Origin of the sequence: Candidatus Chloroploca sp. Khr17 (assembly GCF_004138165.1) — a bacterium.
Lineage (GTDB): Bacteria > Chloroflexota > Chloroflexia > Chloroflexales > Chloroflexaceae > Chloroploca.
In genome coordinates, this window is record NZ_RYFF01000005.1 from 23,115 (window position 1) to 40,643 (window position 17,529).

Annotated in this window: 18 protein-coding genes; all 18 read left to right on the plus strand. The window is 53.4% G+C overall.

From position 1 onward, the window contains the following. Positions 1–339 precede the first annotated feature (339 nt). The 18 genes from EKD05_RS04450 to EKD05_RS04540 all read left to right on the plus strand — a co-directional run bounded on the left by EKD05_RS04450 (position 340) and on the right by EKD05_RS04540 (position 17,356). Positions 340–966, plus strand: coding sequence for a hypothetical protein (locus EKD05_RS04450; protein ID WP_129671239.1), 627 nt, complete (start codon positions 340–342; stop codon positions 964–966). A gap of 513 nt (positions 967–1,479) precedes the next feature. After that, the gene (locus tag EKD05_RS04455) at positions 1,480–1,959 is read left to right on the plus strand and encodes a GNAT family N-acetyltransferase (protein ID WP_129671240.1); all 480 of its coding nucleotides are present in this window, start codon (positions 1,480–1,482) and stop codon (positions 1,957–1,959) included. Positions 1,960–2,063: 104 nt separating this feature from the next. Beyond that, a complete protein-coding gene (locus EKD05_RS04460; protein WP_129671241.1) occupies positions 2,064–2,378 on the plus strand; it encodes a DUF4160 domain-containing protein in 315 nt (104 codons plus the stop codon). Between the two features lie 9 nt (positions 2,379–2,387). Then, complete coding sequence (locus tag EKD05_RS04465) at positions 2,388–2,639, plus strand: DUF2442 domain-containing protein (RefSeq protein WP_129671242.1); 252 nt, start codon at positions 2,388–2,390, stop codon at positions 2,637–2,639. Between the two features lie 672 nt (positions 2,640–3,311). Beyond that, positions 3,312–3,590: a BrnT family toxin gene (locus EKD05_RS27120; protein ID WP_129671386.1), complete on the plus strand. Its 279-nt coding sequence runs from the start codon at positions 3,312–3,314 to the stop codon at positions 3,588–3,590. Next, complete coding sequence (locus tag EKD05_RS04475) at positions 3,553–3,828, plus strand: BrnA antitoxin family protein (RefSeq protein ID WP_129671243.1); 276 nt, start codon at positions 3,553–3,555, stop codon at positions 3,826–3,828. Before EKD05_RS27120 ends, EKD05_RS04475 begins: the two co-directional genes overlap by 38 nt. A gap of 425 nt (positions 3,829–4,253) precedes the next feature. After that, positions 4,254–6,731, plus strand: coding sequence for a class I SAM-dependent DNA methyltransferase (locus tag EKD05_RS04480; RefSeq protein ID WP_129671244.1), 2,478 nt, complete (start codon positions 4,254–4,256; stop codon positions 6,729–6,731). Next, on the plus strand, positions 6,722–7,990 hold the full coding sequence (locus EKD05_RS04485; protein WP_129671245.1) for a restriction endonuclease subunit S: 1,269 nt from the start codon (positions 6,722–6,724) through the stop codon (positions 7,988–7,990). The genes EKD05_RS04480 and EKD05_RS04485 overlap by 10 nt, the downstream gene beginning before the upstream one ends. Further along, positions 7,983–11,105 carry a type I restriction endonuclease subunit R gene (locus tag EKD05_RS04490; RefSeq protein ID WP_129671246.1) on the plus strand — a complete coding sequence of 1,041 codons (3,123 nt, stop codon included), beginning with the start codon at positions 7,983–7,985 and terminating at the stop codon, positions 11,103–11,105. The genes EKD05_RS04485 and EKD05_RS04490 overlap by 8 nt, the downstream gene beginning before the upstream one ends. After that, entirely contained in the window at positions 11,105–11,821 is a 717-nt protein-coding gene (locus EKD05_RS04495) for a M48 family metallopeptidase (protein WP_129671247.1), read from the plus strand. Before EKD05_RS04490 ends, EKD05_RS04495 begins: the two co-directional genes overlap by 1 nt. A 227-nt stretch (positions 11,822–12,048) precedes the next feature. Then, positions 12,049–13,692: a transposase gene (locus EKD05_RS04500; RefSeq protein WP_129671248.1), complete on the plus strand. Its 1,644-nt coding sequence runs from the start codon at positions 12,049–12,051 to the stop codon at positions 13,690–13,692. Between the two features lie 65 nt (positions 13,693–13,757). Beyond that, positions 13,758–13,973 carry a hypothetical protein gene (locus EKD05_RS04505; protein ID WP_129671249.1) on the plus strand — a complete coding sequence of 72 codons (216 nt, stop codon included), beginning with the start codon at positions 13,758–13,760 and terminating at the stop codon, positions 13,971–13,973. Continuing rightward, the gene (locus EKD05_RS04510; RefSeq protein ID WP_129671250.1) at positions 13,957–14,394 is read left to right on the plus strand and encodes a PIN domain-containing protein; all 438 of its coding nucleotides are present in this window, start codon (positions 13,957–13,959) and stop codon (positions 14,392–14,394) included. The genes EKD05_RS04505 and EKD05_RS04510 overlap by 17 nt, the downstream gene beginning before the upstream one ends. A gap of 348 nt (positions 14,395–14,742) precedes the next feature. Continuing rightward, positions 14,743–15,261 carry a GNAT family N-acetyltransferase gene (locus tag EKD05_RS04515; protein ID WP_129671251.1) on the plus strand — a complete coding sequence of 173 codons (519 nt, stop codon included), beginning with the start codon at positions 14,743–14,745 and terminating at the stop codon, positions 15,259–15,261. Positions 15,262–15,815: 554 nt separating this feature from the next. Further along, on the plus strand, positions 15,816–16,052 hold the full coding sequence (locus EKD05_RS04525; RefSeq protein WP_205703861.1) for a DUF433 domain-containing protein: 237 nt from the start codon (positions 15,816–15,818) through the stop codon (positions 16,050–16,052). Beyond that, the gene (locus EKD05_RS04530; RefSeq protein ID WP_240695635.1) at positions 16,033–16,365 is read left to right on the plus strand and encodes a DUF5615 family PIN-like protein; all 333 of its coding nucleotides are present in this window, start codon (positions 16,033–16,035) and stop codon (positions 16,363–16,365) included. The genes EKD05_RS04525 and EKD05_RS04530 overlap by 20 nt, the downstream gene beginning before the upstream one ends. 332 nt (positions 16,366–16,697) lie before the next feature. After that, positions 16,698–17,063, plus strand: a complete 366-nt coding sequence (locus tag EKD05_RS04535; RefSeq protein WP_129671252.1) for a type II toxin-antitoxin system RelE/ParE family toxin — start codon at positions 16,698–16,700, stop codon at positions 17,061–17,063. Beyond that, the gene (locus EKD05_RS04540; RefSeq protein ID WP_129671253.1) at positions 17,060–17,356 is read left to right on the plus strand and encodes an addiction module antidote protein; all 297 of its coding nucleotides are present in this window, start codon (positions 17,060–17,062) and stop codon (positions 17,354–17,356) included. The genes EKD05_RS04535 and EKD05_RS04540 overlap by 4 nt, the downstream gene beginning before the upstream one ends. Positions 17,357–17,529 lie beyond the last annotated feature (173 nt).

Genomic DNA, 17,529 nt, shown 5'->3' on the forward strand with positions numbered 1-17,529 from the left:
CATTCCGGCGGTTTATCCAAATCGTGCATAGGCGGCAACCGTGCGGCGTCGCTCCATACAGGGCCGATTGAGGTGGCCTCATCGCGGTATTGCACGGCTAAGGCTGATCGAGGCCGCCGAATCGCTGTCGAATTCATGTTGGGCGACTCAAGTATGTCCGTGCTAGCTGGATGCGCTTCACCGGACAAAGTGAATAGATACATATTGAACTACTTGTTTGTCGTGACGAATATAAATGCGCCTTGCTGAACGCGATATGCAATCTTGAAACTGCTGTGTATATTATGTTATATTAGGGCATATTTGATACGCTTGCTTGATACTAGAAAGGTATAGTACATGAATAAGCTCTCGATAGAATATCAGAAGAAATTTGGGGCAAATTTGATTTTTAATTCGTCGGTTTTTGCCAACATAGATCCTTCGGTCAAACTCCACGATGAGACGAAGAATCATCCTTTAAGTAGCTCTGCGTCTTGCTTGAATGTGATTAGCTCTTTACTTAATGATCCAGATGGATTAATAAAGTTCCTTAAATCATGTGGGTTGGAAATTGAAGAACTTTACAGGTTCTCTGGCGCTACTTCTTTTGAAGGAAGAAACTACAATGACAAAGGCTATGCCATTTTTGAGTGGGTTGGGCCTCAAGAATCTCCAATTAATGAAAAAGGAGGTGGAAGAGGTCAGAGTCGTACAAGTATTGACGCTTTTTTGCTAGGAAAAGTTGATGGAAAAACAACTCAAATACTAATTGAATGGAAGTTTACAGAAGGATTGAGTCGCAATATTACACTTGGGCGGTTTTGTGGTCAAAAAGGTATTGAACGGCTTCGGCGATATTCGTTAATTCTAGCTGAGTTACGCAAAAGTAAAGATTTTCCATTTGATTTTGACGAAGAATATCGGATAGGTAAAATAGAATCTATACTTGGTTTATATGACTTCTCACCAGATCATTTGTATTAATTATTAAGGATGACTCTATTAGCAAAGAAAACGACAGGAAGAGTCTTTGGGAAACATATCTTTGAAGACTATAGGGTAGTTCACCTGACACACTCTCATAATGACCACATTAACATCCTTCGCCCAGAATACCTGATACTCTCCCCTGGCTTAAAGCAGTTTTCAGGACAGTTATTGCATGATGTTTGGAAAAATATCTTATCACCAATAGATCGAGAAAAATTTGTTGGCGCACACTGGGATATGTCTATTCATACAATAGAAAATCAGTTGCTTAGAAAATATCTAGAAGACAGATACGTTTAAAACTACGAAAATAGAAATTAATAAATACTTAAAAGTATTACTAAATCTAGCAGCACATGGCCCAGCATCGACTCGCAGTGGACGCTGCGGGCGCGGCCTTGAAGCTGGCGGTTTTCTGCAACGCCGTCGCGTGCTGCCAGCCATGCCCGTTAGCGAACCCGCCCGCGCCGCCGCTGAAGCCCGGCTTAGGCATTACAAGGAGATTGCGTGACAGTTCTACGACCAATCACAGAAGCCGAGTACGCAGCTTGGCTTGAGATAGTTATCCCGGCCTATGCCGAAGACAAGGTTTCCTCTGGCCAATGGCCAGAGGATTCAGCGCTCGACTCAGCTCGAAAGGACTATGCCGATCTGCTGCCAAATGGAAAGGAGACCGACAAGAACCACATCTTCACCGTTCTAAGCCCAGAAGGGTTTCCGGTCGGAACGTTGTGGTTTGTCGAGCAGGAAAGAGCGAACAGCCGCATCGCTTATGTCTACGACATCTACATAAAGCCTGAGCACAGAAGGCAGGGTCACGCTTCTCGGGCCTTTCAGGCTTTGGAAGTGGAAGTTGCAAGACTTCGCCTATCGGGAGTCGCATTGCACGTCTTCGGCCATAATCTTGCCGCCCAAGCGCTCTACATCAAGTTAGGCTATACCGCCACGAATATCAACATGTTCAAACCGGTGTTCAGTGATGCCTAACACCTGCCTCTGCACGTAACGTAGCTCGAACGTTAGCCAACCCTTTGCAAGCTCGGCATGTCGCGCTACAATGGTAAACAGAATCCGTTTGGCAAGGTTATCTTGTGGACATCCAAGCCATCATTGATGCTATCCGTTACAATCGTGTTCGGATCACCGACCACGCCGACGAAGAAGCCCAGGCAGACCGTCTCTCCTTCGATGAAATCTTCTACCACCTGCCACCTCACTTTCATGCAGAATATCAAGACTTCGAGGCGACCATTGAGATCGCCAGTGGACTGGTTACGGGCAGGATGCCTAGACGCGCCTTGAATCTGATCTGGTCATGGTTGGACGAACATCGCGACGAAGTTATGGAGAATTGGAAACGGGCGCAAGCGCGACAAGCACTCAAACCCGTGGAACCGCTCCGTTGAGGAGGTGAAATGTTTATCCATGTAACAAATGTGCAATACCTGGACGGCTATCGGCTCCAACTGCACTTCAACAACGGCGTTGAGGGTGTTGTCGATCTAGAACCAGAACTCTACGGAGAGGTCTTCGAACCTCTGCGCGATCAGCAGGTGTTTCGGCAAGTAGCCTTGACCAGTCGCACGATTGAATGGCCCAACGGCGCGGACTTTGCCCCCGAATTCCTGTTGTCATTGGTGCAGAAGACCGAACATGTCGCCGCATGAGCGGCGACGCGCAAGCCGCCTGATGCGGTCTGCGACAGTTCAACGTGAGCGCAACGGTGGAATGCAGCGGGTCTCTGGGCTCAGCCCCGATCCGGACGACGCACGCGTTTTTGCGTAGGCCGCCGCCCAACACCCCGTCCAGCCGACCGGAGCATGCGCCTGGTTTCGCATGCTCGTGCGCGACGATAGCGCAGAACCAAGGACGCAACCCCGGACACGGAACAAAGCGTGGGCCGTTCTCAGCCCGCGACGCCGCATCGAACCGTAGACGCCGCCGGGCGCAACAAGCGCAGCAGGCAGCGTGCGTCGGGCATACCAGGCGATCCATGCGACCAGCGCCGTCGAGGGGCACCTGCACAAGCGCCCCATCGCACCGACCAGGATCGTGCATAGGCAGCAACCGTGCGGTATCGCACCATACAGGGCCAATTGAGGTGGCCTCATCGTGGTATCGCACGGCTAAGGCTGATCGAGGTCGCAGAATCGCCGTCGACTTCACGTTAGGAGCGACACTTTACCTTGTCCGATTTCAAACCGATTTTTGAAGTACCATCCCAATGTGAGTACATCTGTTTATCTCGCGTCGCCGCCATCTGTTCTGGCACCCTTGCTTGCTGCATCTCCCCAGTTGGTGTGCTTGCCTTTCGCGGTGTCCCCGGCTATACTGCGTCTATGAAGTTTGCATGGGATGAGCAGAAGAACCAAAGCAACATGCGCAAGCACGGCTTTAGTTTCGCCGATGCTTGGGAAATCTTTGCAGCACCCATGCTCATCGATCTGGATGATCGGTTCGATTACGGTGAAGATCGCTGGATCGGAATCGGTCAGTTGCGATCACGGATTGTGGTGGTCGTCTACATTGAACCAGATGAAGCGACAATTCGGATCATCTCGCTGCGAAAGGCCTTGAGCCATGAGCGACAAACCTATGAACAAGCCTTCGGAAACTGATTGGGCGCGCATCGACGCGATGACCGATGCGGAGATCGACACATCGGACATTCCGCCGCTCACGGAAGCGTTTTTCAAACGGGCCAAAGTACAGATGCCACGGCATCTGATTGCGGTGACCGTGCAGGTTGACCCTGATGTGTTGGCCTGGTTCAAAGCGCAGGGTGAGGACTACGAGCAACGTATGCATGCCGCCCTCCGTATCTATGCGGAAGCCCATAAAACTGCCCAACCCTAACCGTCCGTGCCGCCCAACCCTGATCGGTATGTGGCCGAGGGATATTGCGCATCATTTATGAAAAGTACCAGCGCAACCACACGATCAAATCGCCAGAAAGCTGAGGGTTGGCCTGGAAAGGCATAACTCATCCCAGAGTCGAGCTTGTAGCGAGCCGCATGGGGTGGCTTAGCGGTGGATAGACGGCACATAAGCACCATCACCGACCAGAAGCGTGGATAGGCGGCAACCGTGCGGCGTCGCACCATACAGGGCCGATTGAGATTGAGGTGGAATCATCGCGATATCGCACGGCTAAGGCTGATCTAGGCCGCAGAATCGCCGTCTACTTCATGTTATGTGTTTTAACCCTGCACGAATTCATGAAAGCTGAGCAGGGAAGTTAGCTTTTGAGCATAAAAATATTGAAAAGATATTGAGGTAATATGGCGATCAAGAAATCTGAGCTTTACTCATCGCTTTGGGCGAGTTGCGACGAATTGCGTGGCGGGATGGATGCCAGCCAGTACAAGGACTATGTCCTGTTCATGCTGTTCATCAAGTACATCTCAGACAAGTACGCTGATACCGATGATTTTGCGCCACCGGTCACCATACCGCCAGGGGCCAGCTTCAAGGATATGGTCAAGCTCAAGGGCAAGAGCGACATCGGTGACAAGATCAACACCCAGATCATTCAGCCGTTGATCGACAACAATTCCCGCCTGGCTCGCAGCGATTTCCCCGACTTTAACGATCCAAACAAACTCGGTGAGGGCAAGGCGATGGTGGATAGACTCACCAATCTGGTGAGCATCTTTCAAAAGCCTGAGCTGGATTTCTCAAAAAACCGCGCCGATCACGACGATATTCTGGGCGATGCCTATGAATATCTGATGCGCCACTTCGCAACTGAAAGCGGCAAAAGCAAAGGTCAATTCTATACGCCTTCCGAGGTCAGCCGCATCATCGCGAAGGTCATCGGTATTTCACCGCGGAATGCCGTCGCTTCCACCACGGCTTATGACCCGACATGTGGATCGGGATCGTTGCTCTTGAAGGTGGCTGCCGAGGCAGGCAAACACATCACCCTCGAGGGGCAGGAAAAGGATGTAACCACCGCCGGTCTTGCCCGCATGAACATGATCCTGCATGACTTCCCGACGGCCAACATCCTCAATGGCAACACGCTCGCCTCTCCCAAGTTCAAGGATGGCGAGAGCTTGCGGACCTACGACTTCGTTGTCGCCAATCCGCCGTTTTCGGACAAAACCTGGAGCACCGGACTCACGCCCACGACTGATCCATACCAGCGCTTTGAATGGGGTGAACCGCCCGCTAAACAAGGCGACTATGCCTACCTGTTGCACATCATTCGCTCGATGAAAAGCGCAGGCAAGGCGGCCTGCATCCTGCCGCACGGGGTGCTGTTTCGTGGCAATGCTGAGGCGGCCATCCGTAAGCGGCTTGTTCGCTCGGGGTATCTGAAGGGCATTATCGGGCTGCCTGCCAACCTGTTTTACGGCACCGGCATCCCTGCCTGCATTCTTGTGCTCGACAAGGAAAATGCCCCGGGTCGCAAGGGTGTATTCATGATCGACGCCTCCAAGGGTTTTATTAAGGACGGCAACAAGAACCGTTTGCGGGAGCAGGATATCCATAAAATTGTCGACACTTTTAACAAGCAGACCAATACGCCCCGCTATGCCCGCATGGTGCCCTTTGACGAGATTTCCGGCTCCAAAAACGATTACAACCTTAACCTGCCGCGCTACATTGACAGCACCGAACCGGAGGACATTCAGGACATCGACGGTCATCTGCGCGGGGGGATTCCCGACTGGGATATTGAGGCCCTCAGCGATTACTGGAAGATTCTTCCCAATGTTCGTCAGAGCATTTTCCAACCGTTACGCCCCGGCTATTCTCAACTCTCAATTCTCCATTCTCAATTAAAACAAGCCATTCTGAGTCACAGCGAATTTACGGCATTCAAGACGAGTGTGACCAAGAGCTTTGATCAGTGGCGCACCCTCAACACGCCAGCCCTGAAAGGCTTTAACAAAGAAGGACACCCCAAAGCGCTGATTGAGACCATTGCCGAGGACTTGCTGGCAAATTTCCGTAAGGCCCCGCTGCTCGACGCCTATGACATCTACCAGCACCTCATGGACTATTGGGCTGAAGCCATGCAGGACGATTGCTACCTGATTGCCGCTGACGGGTGGGTGAAGGGAGCGCAGCCCCGCGAGATCATTCAGGTCAAGAACAAGGACAACAAACTCGTCTGGCCTGAGCCACACGACTACCTGAAAGGTAAGCGGCGCTTTAAGTCTGATCTTGTTCCCGCGCCGATCCTGGTCGCCAAGTACTTCGTTGCCGAGCGTGATGCCATCGACGCGCTGGATAACCAACTCGCCATGCTTGAGCAGCAACTCGACGAGATGCGGGAAGAGAACAATGGCGAGGACGGGTTGCTCTCCGAGGTGATCGAGGGCGAAGGTGACAAGCAGAAGATCACGGCGAAGGCCGTGAAGGCGCGACTGAAGGAAGTCGGCAAAGACCCGAATTTCGCTGACGAGTGCGAAGCGCTTGTGGCCTATGCCGACTTGATGGAACAGCAGTCCGACGCCAAAACTAAGCGCAAAGCCGCACAAGAAGACCTGGACAAGAAGATCGACGCTAAGTACCCCAAGCTCAGCGTGGACGAGATCAAAACCCTGGTGGTGGATGACAAATGGTTGGCCACGCTGGCCATGGCCGTGCAGGGCGAGTTGGATCGCGTCTCACAGACCCTCACCACCCGCATTCGTCAGCTTGCCGAACGGTACGACACGCCGCTACCGAAATTGGTGGACGAAGTGACGGACTTGTCTGCCCGCGTCGATGAACACCTCAAGCGAATGGGGGCGGTATGGAACTAAAGCCGGGATACAAGGAAACCGATCTTGGTCCTCTTCCAAGCGATTGGACAACCGCAAAGCTCGAAGAGATAGGGTTGGTCGTTAATGGTCTGACCTATGCGCCATCGGATGTGCGGTCGTACGGTACCCTTGTCCTACGTTCCTCAAACATCCAGAACGACGCGCTTGCGTTCGAGGACAATGTCTTTGTCGATATGGAGATTCCAGAACGGATCATGGTGCGACCCGATGACGTCCTGATCTGCGTACGGAATGGCAGCCGCATACTGATCGGCAAGACGGCACTTTTGGATGAGCGCACAATAGGAATGGCTTTCGGTGCATTCATGGCGGTATTTCGGAGCGACCACGGCCGATACGTCAACTATCTATTCCGGTCGCACATCATGAAGCGCCAGATCGACGAACACCTGGGCGCGACCATTAACCAGATCACCAACAAGAGCCTCAAGTCTTTCCAGATACCTGTTCCTTCGACTGACGATGAGATCGACGCCATCGCTACCGCCTTAAGCGATGCCGATGCCCTACTGGATGGCCTCGACCGGCTGATCGCCAAGAAGCGCGACCTCAAACAGGCCGCCATGCAGAAACTCCTCACCGGCAAGACCCGCCTGCCGGGATTTGAGGGCGAGTGGAAACCTCTGAACATGGCGCAGGACTCAACGCTAAAAGCGAGAATTGGTTGGCAGGGATTAACAACAGCCGAGTATCTCGAGTCTGGACAATACGCTTTGGTAACCGGAACAGATTTCTTTGATGGAAAGATAGATTGGGATGGTTGTCATTTTGTTGAAAAAGTACGATACGACCAAGACAAATATATTAAGCTTCAAATCAATGATGTTTTATTGACTAAGGACGGGACGATTGGCAAAGCTGCATTTGTCGATAAACTGCCCTATCCAGCAACATTGAATAGCGGTGTCTTTGTTATACGACCTAAAAATGGATCATACGTACCGAAGTATTTCTTTTATATACTTCGGTCTCAGATATTTGTCGACTTTCTCAATAAGCTCCAAGCGGGTTCAACAATTTCACATCTCTATCAGAAGGATTTTGTGAATTTTGAATTCCTAGCCCCAGTAACTGTTGAAGAGCAATCTGCCATCGCCACCGTCCTCTCAGATATGGACGCCGAACTCGCCGCCCTTGAACAGCGCCGCAACAAAACCAAAGACATCAAACAAGCGATGATGCAGGAACTGCTGACCGGCAAGACCCGTCTCGTGACGCCAGGAGGGTCTCATGTCTAATAAACCTCGCCCCGAGCGGCTGACCCAGAATCGCGTGATTGCCGTGTTTACCGACACATGCCGGTCGGACTGTCTTGGCTATCACCATCTGGGTGATTGGAGCAAGCGCCCAAACAATGGAACAGCCAATCGACCCATCGAAGCGGACTATCTCAGGGCGAACCTCAAGAAGCGCGGCTATTCAGATGCCCACATCTCCGCCGCCCTGCAAAAGCTGGAAACCGCCGCCGACACCACTGGCGTCACGCTCTACCAGGCCAACATGCGTACCTACAACCTGTTGCGCTACCCGGTGAAGGTACTGCTGGCACCGGGGCAGGCGCACGAGGATGTGCACCTGATCGACTGGGAGCATCCGGAGGAAAACGATTTTGCCCTGGCCGAGGAAGTCACCTTGAAGGGCGGCTATGAACGACGTCCCGATCTGGTTTTGTACATCAACGGTATCGCCATCGGCGTGATTGAACTCAAACGCAGCTCGGTGGAAGTGGCCGATGGCGTTCGCCAGTTGATCACGAACCAGGAAGAAATCTTTAATATCGGCTTCTTCAGCACGGTGCAGCTCGTCTTTGCGGGCAGCGATTCTCAGGGGTTGCGTTACGGCACTACCGGCACCCCCGAACAGTTCTTTGTCCAGTGGAAAGATGAAGAAGGCGGCAGTGCAATGGAGCCAGGCACCTTGCTCGATAAGCCTCTGGCTCAGATGTGCGGCAAAGAGCGACTGCTGGATCTGATCCGTAACTTCATCATTTACGACGCAGGCCAGAAGAAGGTGCCCAGACCCCACCAGTATTTCGGCGTTAAGGCTGCCCAGGAACGGGTCCGGCAGCGCGAGGGTGGCGTCATCTGGCACACCCAGGGCAGCGGCAAGAGCATCCTCATGGTGCTGATCGCCAAATGGTTGATGGAACACGATCCCGATGCGCGAATCCTGGTCATCACCGACCGCGACGAGTTGGACAAGCAAATTGTGGGCGTGATGCGCAACGCCGGGGTGATCGACGAGGAGGCACCGTCGCCGCGCATTACCTCAAGGTCGCAGTTTGTCGAGAAGCTCGGCGCTACCACTCCGCGCCTGCTCTGTGCGTTGATCCACAAGTTCGATCTTGACCTTAAGAGTGACCCGCCGCCGATTCATGGGCGTTTTTACATCTTTGTCGATGAATGCCACCGGACCCAGGGTGGCGATATGAACAAACAGATGAAGCGGTGGATGCAAGACGCCATCTTCATCGGCTTTACCGGTACCCCGCTGCTGCGCAAAGACAGAAAGACCACCCGTGAGGTGTTCGGTACCTATATCCACACCTACAAATTCCATCAGGCCGTAGCCGACAAGGTGGTTCTCGATCTCAAGTACGAAGCCCGCGATGTGCCGCAGCGCCTGACCTCACAGAAAGCCATCGATGCCTGGTTTGAGCAGAAAACCAGAAACTTGAACAATTTCCAGAAGGCGGTTCTGCGCAAACGCTGGGCAACCATGGAAGAATTGATGAGCGCGGGCGAGCGCAAACAGCGCATCATTGCCAACATCATCGAAGATTTCGGCCTCAAACCACGCCTGAACAATGACCGTGGCACGGCGATCTTGGTGGCAGCTTCCATTTATGACGCCTGTCACTATTTCCGGCTTTTTCAAAACACTTCGTTTGGGCAGTACTGCGGCATCATCACCTCTTACGAACCGAACCACAACGCGATTTCAAGAGAGCCTGCCAACAGCGATGAGCGCTACAAGTTCGACACCTACACCCAGCATGTATTGAAGAACGGCCAGACGACCAAGCAGTATGAGGATGAAACCAAGCGGCGCTTTATTGAAGAGCCTGCCAACTGCAAATTGCTGATCGTGGTCAGCAAGCTGCTGACCGGTTTCGACGCCCCCTCATGCTCCTATATTTATCTCGACAACGAACTGCACGACCACAACCTCTTTCAGGCCATTTGTCGCACCAACCGTCTCGATGGAGACGATAAGGATTATGGACATATTGTCGATTTCAAGGAGCTTTTTGGGGACGTGCAGCAGGCCATTGCGGTTTACAGCTCGGACGAGTTGGACATTGACGAAGGCAGCGGTGGGAGCAACAACATCCATCTCAAGGATTGGTTGAAAGAGGGAAAAGCGAAGCTCGACGCTGCCCGCGAAGCCTTGAAATATCTCTGTGAGCCGATTCCTGCGCCGCGTGAGGTAGAGCAATATCTGCAATACTTCTGTGGCGACGCCAATGATCCAAACGCGCTGAATGACACTGAGGCTCTGCGTATTTCGTTCTACAAATCGGTGGCCACATTTGTTCGGGCATTTGCCGCCATTTCTCAGGATCTCGACGAAGCAGGATACTCCGCTGCCGAGATCACCTCGCTGAACAGTGAGTTTGAATTCTTCAGTGAGATTCGCGCCGCGATCAAGAAGCACTCCGGGGAAGAGCTTGACATCAAGCCTTATGAGGAGGACATGCGCCACCTCATCAACACCTATATCCAGGCCGACCCTGCTGCCCCTCTGGGAGCGGTGGATAACTATTCGCTGGTTGAGTTGATCATCGAGACCGGCATCCATGACGCCATCGCGAAGAAGCTCAACGAGAAGGGAAAACTCTCAAAGAATGCTGTTGCCGAGGGCATCATCAACAACGTTCGAAAGACGATTATTCGCGATCAGTTGACCGATCCCAGGTTCTACAAAGAAATGTCGAAGCTGCTTGATGACCTCATCAAGCAAAAACGCGATGACACGGAATCCTATGAAGAGTTTCTCCGCAAAGCTGAGGCGTTGGTTAAACAGATGGCTAAGGGGCAAGCTGATGAGGGAATTCCTGCTGAATTGGTTGGCAAACGTGAAGCGATAGTGATCTATAACAATCTGCCCTCGATCCTTGCCGGTGGTGTAGCCCCCAACGAAGTAAGAGAGCCGCGGGCTGAATATGGGAATACAAGGCTTTCCCTGACCCTTGAAATCGATCGTGCCATGCGTGAAAAAGCGCCGGCAGGCTGGCGGGGTGACGACGCACGAGAGAAACAAGTCCTCAATGCGCTCTTCCCGCTCTTGAATAAGGACCGAAACATAACAACGGCCTTGTTTGAACTCATTAAAAACATGCCGGGGTACTGATGGCCGAGTTTATTCACATAGGTGATATTTCAATTGCGGTGACGAGGAAGGACATTAAAAACGTTCACCTTTCCGTCCACCCGCCAGAGGGCCGTGTCACGCTATCCGCCCCAATAGAAACGCGCCTTGAGGTGGCCCGAGCCTATGCCATTACAAGACTCAGTTGGATACGTGAGCAGCAGGAAAAGCTGCGCAATCAGGCTCGAGAAACACCACGGGAATTCATCGAACGCGAAAGCCATTATCTCTGGGGTCGTCGACATCTGCTGACCGTGATTGAACGCGACACCAAACCCTCCGTAACAGTCGACCATAAACGGATCACGCTGAGTGTGCGGCCAGGCAGTGACCATGCTAAACGAGCGTCGATTATCCACGAATGGCATAAGGGCCTATTGCATGAGTTTGTTCCTACCCTGATTAGCAAGTGGGAACCGAAGCTCGGTGTGCAGGTAACAGCCTATTTCCTCCAGCGGATGAAAACCAAATGGGGAAGTTGCAATCACAAGGCTGGGCATATAAGGTTAAACACCGAACTCGTGAAGAAACCCAGGGATCTGATCGAATACGTTGTTGTCCATGAGATGCTCCACTTGATAGAGCCAACTCACAGCGACCGTTTTATTTCGTTACTCACCGATCATTTCCCAACATGGCGGGAAGCCAGAGCTGAACTCAACGAGTTGCCATTAGCCGCAGAAGAATGGAGGGAGTAGCTACTTGGTTTCACGACTGCAAAAGTTAGGCAAACGGCAGGTTAGATGCGATTTACACATAACAAGGCGCTGCAATCGGACGGCAATTCCGGCTGCGCTCCATTGCCGCCGGTGAGCTTGGTTGTTAGGCGTCCGCAGTTCATTGCATGCATCAGATGAATGTATCCTCTCCAAAACCGCTAGCCAGAGGGTGACAGCGGAGCCAACATCTGGTACACTCCCTGCATATGCAGATTCCTGACCTCAACCCCACCACCATTCCTGATCTGGCCACACGCCAGATCGTGATCCAGTTGCTGAACGTCATTGAGACGCTCGCGGCTGAGAACGCGGCGCTGCGCGTTGAAAGCCAGCAGCTGCGTGACGAGGTGGCACGGCTGACGGGGCGGTCGGGGAAGCCGGACATCAAACCACCCACGCCACCCCCGGCCCCGCCTGACGATCATTCCTCGGAGGCCGAGCGCCGCACGCGCACGCCCCGGGGCAAACCCAAGAAGAACGCCACCCTGATCGTCACCCACGAGGAGCGCTGCGTGGTTGACCCCGCGACCCTTCCGCCGGATGCGGTGCGGCATGGCGTGACGGATGCCATCGTGCAGCGGTTGCGGATCAACGTGGAGGTTGTCCGCTTCGTGCGTGAGGTCTGGTATGTCCCCAGCACGAACACGACCATCACCGCCCCGTTGCCACCGGGCTACCGGGGCGGGTTCTGCCCCACCATTCATGCACTGGTGCCGGCCCTTGGACATGGCGCGAACGTGAGTCAACCCGCGTTGCTGACCTTCCTGCGGGATGTGGGCCTGACGATTGGCACCGGCACGGTGGCGCGGATGCTGCTGGATCCGGATGGCTTCTGGGCCGACGAAGCAGCGGCCATCCATCAGACGGGCCTCGCCACCGGCTCGTGGGTCGCCACCGATCAGACCTCCACCCGCGTGGATGGGCAGAACGAGGTCTGCCATGTCGTGGGCAATGCGCTGTTTACCAGTTACCACACCCGTCCCGGCGGCACGCGTCAGGATGTGTTGGCCGTGCTCTGGGGCCAGGAACTTCGCTATCGCCTGAACGACGAAGCGCTGGCATGGCTGCAGGCGAGCAGTCTGCCCCGCACCCTGTTCCGGCGGCTCCGGGAGGCGCTGCCCCACGCGATGGACATGACGGCAGCGGAGCTCCAGCAGCACCTGACCACGGCGGGGATCACGCTGAACGCGCAGCAGCAGCAGCAGGTGGGGGATGCCCTGGCGGTGGCTGCCTATCATGCCCAAACGCAGGTACCCGTGCTGGGTTGGTTACTCAGTGATGATGCGGCGGTCTATGACCACCTCACCGACACACACGCGCTGTGTTGGGTGCATGATTGGCGGCATTATGCCAAGCTTGCCCCGCGGGTGCCGCAGCATCAGGCGAGCCTAAAGGCATTTGGTGATCGCTATTGGGCATTCTATCGCGACCTGCTGGCCTACCAACAGGCCCCAACGGCGGCGGAACGGGCGCGGTTGGAGGACGCCTTCGACGCCTTGGTCGAAGATGTGACCGGGTATGCGGCCTTGGATGACCGCATCAGCAAAACCGCCGATAAACGCGCACAGTTGTTGGCGGTGCTGAAACATCCCGATATTCCGTTGCATAATAACGCCATGGAACTGGCGGCTCGTCGCCGGGTGCGCAAACGGGATGTGAGTTTCGGCCCCCAATCGCGAACGGGGGCGCGGGCCTGGGATACCTTCCAAACCCTGGCGGCCACGTCGGCGAAACTCGGCGTGGGGTTCTTTCACTATCTCCGCGACCGGATCGTCACGCCTGCAACCACGCCGACCTTCGCCGAGCGACTGGCCCAGCGGGCAGGTGTCGCGGTGCAACCGGCGGCCTGATCCAGCGGTTTTGGGGAGGATACTACACTTGTTCCATTTGGCGGAACCAATGAAGGAGATGCCTCATGAGTCAGATTGAATTTGAAACAATGATAGATAAGGATGCGATTACCGTACCATTAGAATATCGTGGCCGCATTCATGGCCGTGTACGCGTCATTATTATCACTGATGAAGCAGAAGATGATATTGACATGATCGAATATCTGATGCAACATCCGCTGAACGCGAATAACGCAATACCGCTTACACGAGACGAGATATATGACCGAGTCAAATAACCCCCCGAACGTCTTTATTGACACAAACATCTGGATATATGCATTCGTTGACGCACAAGAGAAGACAAAAACACAACGCGCGCGAGCGCTTATTCGTCGTGAGCGAATGATCTCTCTTAGTACACAGGTCATTAACGAAATAACAAACAACCTTCTGCGCAAATATGACGCGACAGAAGATGTGATACAGCGCCTTGTTCGTACCATGTACCGTAAATATCAGGTATACACGTTTACAGAAGACCTCCTCCTCAATGCATCACGTCTACGCACCACGTATAGCCTGTCTTTTTGGGATAGTACCATTGTCGCCAGCGCTCTGGAGAGTGGAGCAACAATTCTCTACTCAGAAGACATGCACGATAGTCTCATCGTCAACAATCAGTTGCATATTAAAAACCCCCTGAAAGAATTATCATAAAGAGTAGCCAGCGTATATAAATCAGGCACCTCCTTCCTAACCTTACTGGGACTTTGCATCAAACCTGCCGCATGAGCGCCGACGCGCAAGCCGCCTGATGCGGTCTGCAACAGCGTAACGTGAGCGCAACGTGGCATGCAGCGGATCCCTGGGCTCGGCCTCGATCCGGACGACGCACGCGTTTTTGCGTAGGCCGCCGCCCAACACCCCGCCTAGCCGACCGGAGCATGCGCCTGGTTTCGCATCGAGTGTTCGTGATCACCGGCGGCTGACAGCTAACCGGTCGGCGGCCACGATCACGCCCATTCCCCGCAAACGAGGTACCGATATCCGCTCTGTGAGTTGACCATGAGAATTGCCATCGGCCACTACACGATTCGCGATTGGGCGTTGGATGATGCTGAGGCACTGGCTAGATATGCCAACAACCCCAACGTTGCGGCGAACCTTCGCGATGGATTTCCGCATCCGTATACAACGTCTGATGCCGAAGCCTTCTTGCGCAATGTAACCGCTCGATCGCCACGTACCATCTTCGCGATTGCGCGTGACGAGGAGGCCATCGGGAGCATTGGCCTGATGATCGGCAGCGATGTTCACCGATTCACAGCGGAACTTGGGTATTGGCTGGCAGAGCCCTTCTGGGGCAAAGGGATTATGACGTCTGCGGTTGCGGCCATCACTGACTATGGATTTGCGCAGTTCAAGCTGAATCGCATCTATGCGGAGCCATACACATCCAACCCAGCTTCAGCTCGACTGCTGGAAAAGGCAGGCTATCGGCTTGAGGGCACGCTCCGTGCAAGCGTGGTCAAACACGGGCGCGTGCTCGATCAATTCATGTATGCCAAGACCAATGTACAATAACCAAGGATCGTTGGATCATCCTCGGCACATCGGACGTGGGTCGGCTCTTGTGTGTTGACCATACCGATCAGGGCGATCACCTCCGCATCATTAGCGTGCAGACGGTGAAACCTAACGAACAAGGATGATGTGGCGGCTTCGCGCCACATGAATCCGTAGTTCGTTGGGCCGCAAAAGTGGAGGACATGAGACACGCAATCAACATCGCGTTCGACTTTCGTAGCGATACGCCTGTGGGAAAGGATCCGGACGCCGCGAGCCCTACGCTGCGGCGCTACCACAAGCTTCTGTGGAGCAAAATGTTGCCTGGAGGAGTTCCTTAGCGGCCTAACAACTACTCCAACCTTGACCCAAGTTGAAGAAGGAATTCGCCTGGTGCTCGATGTGTAGCAAGATAGGCAGTGTAAAGAATAATCTGAAAGACGAAGCGTATCATTACTGACAGGGATACCTACCGTAACGCCGTTCCGGCGGTCCGTCTTTCGTTATTGTTTTTCCATCTATGCTATACTTTCCTCAGCACTGTTTGCTAGAGGGCACGACAGAGGAGGTGCATGATGACACCGAAGATGGCGATCCTTATCGTACGATCCCCAGATATTTTGAGTGGAACCCCGGTCTTTGCCGGTACGCGGGTACCAGTCAAAAATCTGCTCGATTATGTCCGGGCAGGCGATACGATTACGGATTTTTTGGATGATTTCCCGTCGGTCAGCCGCGAGCAAGTCGATACGATTCTCGCTCGGGTCGAAGCACTTGTCCTGGAGATGAATGATGCGCGTGCTGCTTGACGAATGTCTGCCGCGAAAGCTAAAAGAAAGCCTCGCTGGACACGAGGTAACGACAGTTCAAGAGCGCGGATGGTCGAGTAAGAAAAATGGGGAACTTTTGCGCCTGATGAATGACTCTGTGGATGTGTTTCTAACATCGGATCAGAATTTACGTTACCAACAAGATCTGAGGAGCATTCGCTACGGTATCATCGTGCTCGTTGCGCGTGATAACCGTCTTACCACCCTTCAGCCATTTATGCCACAGGTGCAACAAGCCATACCGTGCATGCTTGCTGGCGCGGTGATGGAAATTGGATCACACGAAGACTAACACTATCCTCTAGAGATAGAAATGCCGCTTTCCAATGCGGTATTTTTATCTTCCCTGCAACCCCCGGCCCAACATCGCACTGGAGCCGACGCCGCTGTGCGGCCCCAAACCTGGCGTTTTTTTCAAACCGGTTCTTGTGCCACCGCTCACTTTGACCTATAGGTGCCGCAGCGGCGGGGCTAACTACCGGCGTTGGGCGGGGTATCATTCCCTGTCGCTATCTGCGTGTTGTCTCACATTGGCCGTGATCCGCAAACTTCTGGTATGCTATCACCACCTGACCCGGGATATATTGCCGCGCAAGGGCTGCTATTACCAAAGGAAGAATGGTAATGCAGCGCGGAGATGTTTGGTGGGCGAACTTTCCCGACCCAAGTGGCTCAGCGGCAGGGTACTGTCGGCCAATCTTGGTCATTCAGGCTCGGGATTGGTTGCAAGGGTTCAGAGACCGGCAAGCCAGAGCAAAGATTCGTGTCCGGCTGAATCGAATTCGATTGGGGAATTTCGGCGATTGCAAAAGCGTGGGACGTGGCGTAAGCGAGTTACGAATCCCACATGGGCCAGGTTATCGTGTTTATCTTGGGCGCAAAGACAATACGGTTGTCATTTTGTTGTATGGGGGCGACAAGAAAACACAATCTAGAGACATTGAATTAGCCCAAACGTACTGGGATGACTATTTGCGGAGGATAAGATGAACCCAATAACTGCAAACTATGAAACTGGACTGAAAGCAACCCTGGCAGACCCCGAAGAAGCGGCTGCTTATCTGAATGCAGCGCTTGAAGAAAATGACCAGGAAGTTTTTCTGTTAGCTTTACGCGACATTACTGAGGCGCATGGTTTTTCACGGGTGGCGCAAGACGCTTCATTGAACCGAGAAAATCTTTACCGAATGCTATCGCCTGCTGGAAATCCGCAACTATCCAGCTTGAAAACGCTATTACATAGCATTGGGCTGCGTTTAGCCATTGAAGTGGAAACGCCATAAAGGGATTGAATGACCCAACGGTGTGGACTTTGCCCCCGAATTCCTGCTCTCATTGGTGCAGAAGACCGAGCATCTCGCCGCATGAGCAGCGACGCGCAATCCGCCTGATGCGGTCTGCAACAGCTCAACGTGAGTGCAACGTGGAATTTCGTAGTTCGTATAAGTTGAATTAG

Excerpts from the sequence above, each read along its gene's own strand:
- EKD05_RS04450 (WP_129671239.1), top strand. The coding sequence starts at position 340 with ATGAATAAGCTCTCGATAGAATATCAGAAGAAATTTGGGGCAAATTTG.
- EKD05_RS04465 (WP_129671242.1), top strand. The coding sequence starts at position 2,388 with ATGTTTATCCATGTAACAAATGTGCAATACCTGGACGGCTATCGGCTC.
- EKD05_RS27120 (WP_129671386.1), top strand. The coding sequence starts at position 3,312 with ATGAAGTTTGCATGGGATGAGCAGAAGAACCAAAGCAACATGCGCAAG.
- EKD05_RS04475 (WP_129671243.1), top strand. The coding sequence starts at position 3,553 with ATGAGCGACAAACCTATGAACAAGCCTTCGGAAACTGATTGGGCGCGC.
- EKD05_RS04480 (WP_129671244.1), top strand. The coding sequence starts at position 4,254 with ATGGCGATCAAGAAATCTGAGCTTTACTCATCGCTTTGGGCGAGTTGC.
- EKD05_RS04485 (WP_129671245.1), top strand. The coding sequence starts at position 6,722 with ATGGAACTAAAGCCGGGATACAAGGAAACCGATCTTGGTCCTCTTCCA.
- EKD05_RS04490 (WP_129671246.1), top strand. The coding sequence starts at position 7,983 with ATGTCTAATAAACCTCGCCCCGAGCGGCTGACCCAGAATCGCGTGATT.
- EKD05_RS04495 (WP_129671247.1), top strand. The coding sequence starts at position 11,105 with ATGGCCGAGTTTATTCACATAGGTGATATTTCAATTGCGGTGACGAGG.
- EKD05_RS04500 (WP_129671248.1), top strand. The coding sequence starts at position 12,049 with ATGCAGATTCCTGACCTCAACCCCACCACCATTCCTGATCTGGCCACA.
- EKD05_RS04505 (WP_129671249.1), top strand. The coding sequence starts at position 13,758 with ATGAGTCAGATTGAATTTGAAACAATGATAGATAAGGATGCGATTACC.
- EKD05_RS04510 (WP_129671250.1), top strand. The coding sequence starts at position 13,957 with ATGACCGAGTCAAATAACCCCCCGAACGTCTTTATTGACACAAACATC.
- EKD05_RS04515 (WP_129671251.1), top strand. The coding sequence starts at position 14,743 with ATGAGAATTGCCATCGGCCACTACACGATTCGCGATTGGGCGTTGGAT.
- EKD05_RS04525 (WP_205703861.1), top strand. The coding sequence starts at position 15,816 with ATGATGACACCGAAGATGGCGATCCTTATCGTACGATCCCCAGATATT.
- EKD05_RS04530 (WP_240695635.1), top strand. The coding sequence starts at position 16,033 with ATGATGCGCGTGCTGCTTGACGAATGTCTGCCGCGAAAGCTAAAAGAA.
- EKD05_RS04535 (WP_129671252.1), top strand. The coding sequence starts at position 16,698 with ATGCAGCGCGGAGATGTTTGGTGGGCGAACTTTCCCGACCCAAGTGGC.
- EKD05_RS04540 (WP_129671253.1), top strand. The coding sequence starts at position 17,060 with ATGAACCCAATAACTGCAAACTATGAAACTGGACTGAAAGCAACCCTG.